The following is a 5,199-nucleotide window of genomic DNA, read 5'->3' as shown; positions in this document are numbered from 1 at the left end:
CGCCGGAGCCGGTGCGGGGGTCGACGCCGCCGGGGAGGTCGGCGCGGTTGCAGCGGGTGCGGCCGCCGCGGCAGCCGGAGCGGGGCCGGCGGCGGGTGTGGGCTCCGCGGTGTCCGTCGCCGGGCGGTCGGAGTTCCCCGCGGGCCCGTCGGCCACGTCGGACGTCGGCGTAGCCGCTGGGCCGCCCGGTGCCGAGGCCGCGGCGACCGGCCGGGACGCGTCGGGCTCGACCGCCGGGGCCGGAGCGCTCGGCGCGGCAACTGGGGCCGGTGCGGCCGGCGACGGAGCCGCGGCAACCGGTGCGGGAGCGGTAGGAGCGGCGGCCGCCTCGGCTGCGGGTGCCGCGTGCGTCGGCACGCGCACACCCGGGCCGCCGTCGGCCGGGAGCCCGCGCTCGAGCCGGTCGAGCCGCGCGCCGATGCCGGTGCGCGTGTCCTCGGCCGCGGGCAGCAGCAGGCGGGCCATGAGCAGCTCGAGGTGCAGGCGCGGGGACGTCGCACCGGTCATCTCGGTGAGGGCGGCGTTGCAGAGGTCGGCCGAGCGGGACAGCTCGGACGGCCCGAGGTGGCGGGCCTGAAGGCGCATGCGGTCGAGCTGGTCGGTGGGGACGTCGCGCAGGGCGGCGTCGGCGGCGTCACCGGACGCGGCGATGACGATGAGGTCCCGCAGCCGCTCGAGCAGGTCCTCGACGAACCGCCGGGGCTCGTGGCCCGTGGAGATGACGCGCTCGACCACGCGGAACGCGGACGCGCCGTCGCGGGCGGCGACGGCCTCGACCAGGTCGTCGAGCAGGGAGGCCTGCGTGTACCCGAGCAGCGCCGCGGCGCCCTCGTACCCGAGCTCCCCGCCGCCGGACCCGGCGATCAGCTGGTCGAGCACCGACAGGGTGTCCCGGACCGACCCGCCGCCCGCCCGGACCACCAGCGGCAGCACGCCGGAGGCCACCGGCACGCCCTCGCTGTCGCAGAGCTGCTGGAGGTAAGGCACAAGGACGTCGGGCGGAACCAGCCGGAACGGGTAGTGGTGCGTGCGCGAGCGGATGGTGCCGATGACCTTGTCGGGCTCCGTCGTCGCGAAGATGAACTTGATGTGCGGCGGGGGCTCCTCGACGATCTTGAGCAGCGCGTTGAAGCCCTGGTTCGAGACCATGTGCGCCTCGTCGAGGATGAAGACCTTGTACCGGTCGCGCGCCGGCGCGAAGGTGGCGCGCTCGCGCAGCTCGCGGGCGTCGTCGACACCGCCGTGGCTGGCCGCGTCGATCTCCACGACGTCGAGGCTGCCCGGTCCCCCGCGCGCCAGCTCCACGCACGACGGGCAGACGCCGCACGGGGTATCGGTGGGGTTCTCCTCGGTGTTCTGCGCGCAGTTGAGGATGCGGGCCAGGATGCGCGCGGACGTCGTCTTGCCGCAGCCGCGCGGGCCGGAGAAGAGGTACGCGTGGTTGACCTGACCGCTGCGCAGCGCCTGCCGCAGGGGTGCCGTGACGTGGTCCTGGCCGATCACCTCGGCGAAGTTCTCCGGCCGGTAGCGGCGGTACAGGGCTGTCGTCACGCCACGAACCCTAGACGCCCGTGCCGACAGTCCGCGCCCGGACTCCTCAGCCTCACTCAGTCGGCGCGGACGACCGTGTCCGCCAGCACCGACCGGAGCAGCGGCCGCGAGGTCTCCGTCGCCGCGAACACCAGCGCGCACCCGCCGGTCAGGAACGCGACGAGCAGCAGGACGCCCTGCGGAGAGGTGAACAGGGCCAGCCCGAACAGCGGGAAGAACATGACCAGGGCGGCCACAGCCGAGCCGACGGCGACGAACAGCAGCGGCACCAGCACGGTCCGCCGCCGGACCGCGTCGAGCAGCTCGACGGGGGTGCCGGCCAGGTTCTGCAGGGCGATCTCGCGGCGCCGGTCCAGCACCCCGGCGGCCTGCGCGATGCCCGCGGACACAGCAGCGAGCAGGAACGCCACGACGAGGGTCACCATCGCCCCGGTCACCAGGTCGTCCATGAGCACGGCGCCCTCCGGGTCCGCCGAGGTGTCGACGGCCGTGATCGCCGGCAGGACGGCGAGCGCCCCGGCGACGAACCCCGCGAGCCCGAGCCCGCCGACCACGCGCCAGGCAGCCTTCGGGTCGTCGAGCAGCCGACGGGCGGCGAGCAGGCGGGTGGGCGTCGTCGCGCGCCTCAACGAGACCTTGCCGACGAGCCCGAGCACCCAGGGTCCGACCGCGTTCAGGGTGGCGAAGCCGACCGCCAGCGCACCGACCAGCGCGCCCGCCGCGGCGGCGCCGAGGGCACCGGCGCCGGCGCTGACCACCATGAAGGTGCCGATGCCGACGACGGCGATCACCAGCCGGAGCCATGTCATGCCCTTGGGGGTCTCGCGCCGCGCGACCCCGAGCGGCGACACGCTCACGCGCCGCAGCGAGACGGCCCCGGACAGCGCCGCCAGCAGCGGGACCGCGACCAGCGTGATCGCGAACCCCTGCCAGCCGACCCACAGCTCGGCCATGCTGAAGGTGGTGCCCTGGAACGGCAGCAGCGCGCAGACGGGCAGCAGCGCCAGGTAGAGCACGATGCCGAGCACGGCCCCGACCAGCCCCTGCCAGGCGGTCTCGGTCACCGTGAGCCCGACGACCTCCCGGGGCGTCGCGCCGAGCAGTCGCAGGGTGGCGAGCCGGGCGTCGCGACGGGCCACGCCGAGCCGGGCGGCGGCGCCACCGAGCGTCACCAACGGGACCACGAGCAGCACCACGGCGATCCACGCGAGGGTGAGGTACAGGCTCCGGACGTCGTTCTGGCCGGGCGGGACCGGCAGCGCGGCGCGGGCGGCGAAGCCCAGCAGGCCGCCGACGACGCTGAGCGTGAGCCCGGTCGTCACCGTGAACGCGGTGATCGCGAGGCCGGTGGTGACCCGGGCGTCGCGGCCACCGGCGCGCTGGAACCGAGGAGCGAGGGCGACGACGGCGTTCATCGGGCGACCTCGGCGGGTGCCGCCGCGCCGACGACGAGCCCGTCGCGCACCTCGATGCGGCGGTCGCACCAGCCGGCCACCTCGGCGTCGTGGGTCACGACGACGAGCGAGGCGCCGGCGGCCTTCGTCGTCTGCGTGAGCAGCTGCATGACGTCGTGCCCGGTCGACTGGTCGAGGGCGCCCGTCGGCTCGTCGGCGAACACGACCGCCGGGCCGGTGATCAGGGCGCGCGCGACCGCGACCCGCTGGGCCTGGCCGCCCGAGAGCTCGCCCGGTCGTCGGCCCTCCATCCCCGCGAGCCCGAGGGAGCCGAGCCACTGCCCGGCCAGCGCCGTGGCCTCTCGTCGGGATGTGCCCAGCAGCATCGCGGGCAGGGCGACGTTCTCGACGGCGGGCAGCTCCGAGAGCAGCTGCCCGAACTGGAACACGAACCCGTAGTGCCGCCGGCGCAGCAGCGAGCGCTCGCGGTCGGACAGCCGGCCGACCTCCTGCCCGTCGAGCGCGACCGTGCCGGAGTCGGGCAGCAGGATGCCCGCCAGGCAGTGCAGCAGGGTCGACTTGCCGGACCCGGACGGGCCCATCACGGCGAGCGACTCCCCGGCGGCGAGGTCGACGTCGACCCCCGCGAGGGCGGTCGTCGGCCCGAAGCGCTTGACGAGACCGCGGGCGGACAGGCGGGGCGAGGCGGTGGTCATGCTCCCAGGCTGTCGGTGGCAGGCCCCGTCCCGCGTCGACCCGTGGGCCCGTTCCGTGCGCGCGGGTGTGCACCCGCAGGCGGACGGACGTCCGTCCCCCGTCTGATCCGGCAGCCCGGTCAGACCGGTCAGACCACGAGAGCGACGCCCGCGAGGACGACCACCCCGGCGCCGGCCATCGACACCCAGGTGCGCGCCCGCGGCGGGACGCGCAGGCCGAGCAGGCCGCTGGTCACGGCGAGCACCAGCTGCCACGCGAGCGAGGCGAGGCCGACCCCGACGACGAACGCCGAGACGGAGCCCGCTCCCCCGACCTGGGCGGCGAGCCCGACGGCGATCGTGGTGAAGGTGACGGCGGTCAGCGGGTTGACGGCTGTCAGCCCGACGAACCGCAGGTAGGCCCGCGACGCGGACGTCCCGGCGGGCTCCGGGGTCGCGGCGGGTTCGGCCGGGACCTGTCGGCGCAACGACCGGGCGGCCGCGCCGAGACCGACCAGCCCGACCGCGACGAGCACGCCGGCGCTGATCCCCCGAACGAGCCCGGCGTGCTCACCGAGCACCCGGCTCACCGGCGCGCCGACCGCGACCGCCAGCACCGCGTACGCGAGGTCGACCGTCGCGATGCCGCAGGCCGCCCCCACGGCCACGCGGACGCCGTCCACCAGCCCGCTGCGCAGCTGCAGCACGCCGACCGGCCCGACCGGCATGGCGACGGACAGGCCCGCCAGCACCCCGAGGACGAACGCCGTGGTCATGCGGCCCAGGCTCGCCGACAACGCGGTCCAGGGTACACCAGAATCTGCGGAATCCGTCGTCGCACTGCGATCATCGACGGATGGACGCCATCGACGACGCAATCCTCCGCGAGCTGACCGCGGATGCGCGGTTGCCGTACAGCGAGCTCGGTACCCGCGTGGGGCTCAGCCCGAACGCGGCCGCCAACCGCGTGGGCCGCCTGGTGGCCGACGGCACGATCCGCGCGTTCACCATCGTCCGCGGCGGAGCCGGTGCCGCGCCCGGCCCGGGGCTCGAGGTGTTCGTCGAGGTCCGGCTGGCCGAGGGGACCTCGAACGAGGACTTCACGGACGCGCTCACCAGGAAGGGGTTCCCGCAGGTGCTCGACGCCGTGCACGTGACGGGCTCGTACGACTACCTGCTGCACGCGGTGGTCCCGGACCCCGCGGCGCTGGACGTCTTCGTCCGGCGGCTGAAGCGGGAGGCCGGGGTGGCCCAGACGTTCACGCGGCTCGCCATGCGGGCATGAAAGGACCCCCCGCACACCCGCCAGAGCTCACCTGCCCTTGCTGCCTTCCGGCCCTGGGGGAGTTCAGCGAGATGACGCCGCACGAGGGGTCTGCCGGAAATCCTAACCCGTCCCGTCGGTGACGATGACACGGTCCAGGAGCAGCGCCACGGCGGACGGGTCGAAGCGAGCAGCTCCCGGCTCGAGGGCGTTGGCCGCTCCGGCGGCGGTCGCGCGACGCAGCGCGACGGCCAGGTCCACGCCCTCGTCGAGCGCGTGGACGAGCGCGCCGAGC

5 protein-coding genes and 1 other RNA gene are annotated in these 5,199 nt (G+C 75.4%); 1 reads left to right on the top strand and 5 read right to left on the bottom strand.

The window, feature by feature from the left end:
• From ACXJKG_RS19175 to ACXJKG_RS19160, 4 genes are all read right to left on the bottom strand, one after another.
• A partial coding sequence (locus ACXJKG_RS19175) for a DNA polymerase III subunit gamma and tau (RefSeq protein ID WP_456847326.1) occupies positions 1–1,551 on the bottom strand: 1,551 nt, incomplete at its 3' end.
• A 56-nt stretch (positions 1,552–1,607) separates the two neighbouring features.
• Positions 1,608–2,966, bottom strand: coding sequence for an FtsX-like permease family protein (locus ACXJKG_RS19170; protein ID WP_456847325.1), 1,359 nt, complete (start codon positions 2,964–2,966; stop codon positions 1,608–1,610).
• The gene (locus ACXJKG_RS19165; protein ID WP_456847324.1) at positions 2,963–3,661 is read right to left on the bottom strand and encodes an ABC transporter ATP-binding protein; all 699 of its coding nucleotides are present in this window, start codon (positions 3,659–3,661) and stop codon (positions 2,963–2,965) included. The genes ACXJKG_RS19170 and ACXJKG_RS19165 overlap by 4 nt, the downstream gene beginning before the upstream one ends.
• A 128-nt stretch (positions 3,662–3,789) precedes the next feature.
• Entirely contained in the window at positions 3,790–4,416 is a 627-nt protein-coding gene (locus tag ACXJKG_RS19160; protein ID WP_456847323.1) for a LysE family transporter, read from the bottom strand.
• 80 nt (positions 4,417–4,496) lie between these two features.
• Here ACXJKG_RS19160 and ACXJKG_RS19155 point away from each other — a divergent pair, with 80 nt between their 5' ends.
• Complete coding sequence (locus tag ACXJKG_RS19155) at positions 4,497–4,925, top strand: Lrp/AsnC family transcriptional regulator (RefSeq protein WP_456847322.1); 429 nt, start codon at positions 4,497–4,499, stop codon at positions 4,923–4,925.
• Here ACXJKG_RS19155 and ffs read toward each other — a convergent pair.
• An RNA gene (gene ffs / locus ACXJKG_RS19150) (signal recognition particle sRNA small type) lies at positions 4,923–5,019 on the bottom strand. The genes ACXJKG_RS19155 and ffs overlap by 3 nt on opposite strands.
• Between the last annotated feature and the right edge of the window lie 180 nt (positions 5,020–5,199).

Source organism: Cellulomonas sp. P5_C6, assembly GCF_054049635.1.
This window is presented reverse-complemented; position numbering and strand designations above follow the sequence as displayed.

Coding starts and splice junctions, on each gene's coding strand:
- ACXJKG_RS19165 (WP_456847324.1), bottom strand. CDS start 3,661: ATGACCACCGCCTCGCCCCGCCTGTCCGCCCGCGGTCTCGTCAAGCGC.
- ACXJKG_RS19160 (WP_456847323.1), bottom strand. CDS start 4,416: ATGACCACGGCGTTCGTCCTCGGGGTGCTGGCGGGCCTGTCCGTCGCC.
- ACXJKG_RS19170 (WP_456847325.1), bottom strand. CDS start 2,966: ATGAACGCCGTCGTCGCCCTCGCTCCTCGGTTCCAGCGCGCCGGTGGC.
- ACXJKG_RS19155 (WP_456847322.1), top strand. CDS start 4,497: ATGGACGCCATCGACGACGCAATCCTCCGCGAGCTGACCGCGGATGCG.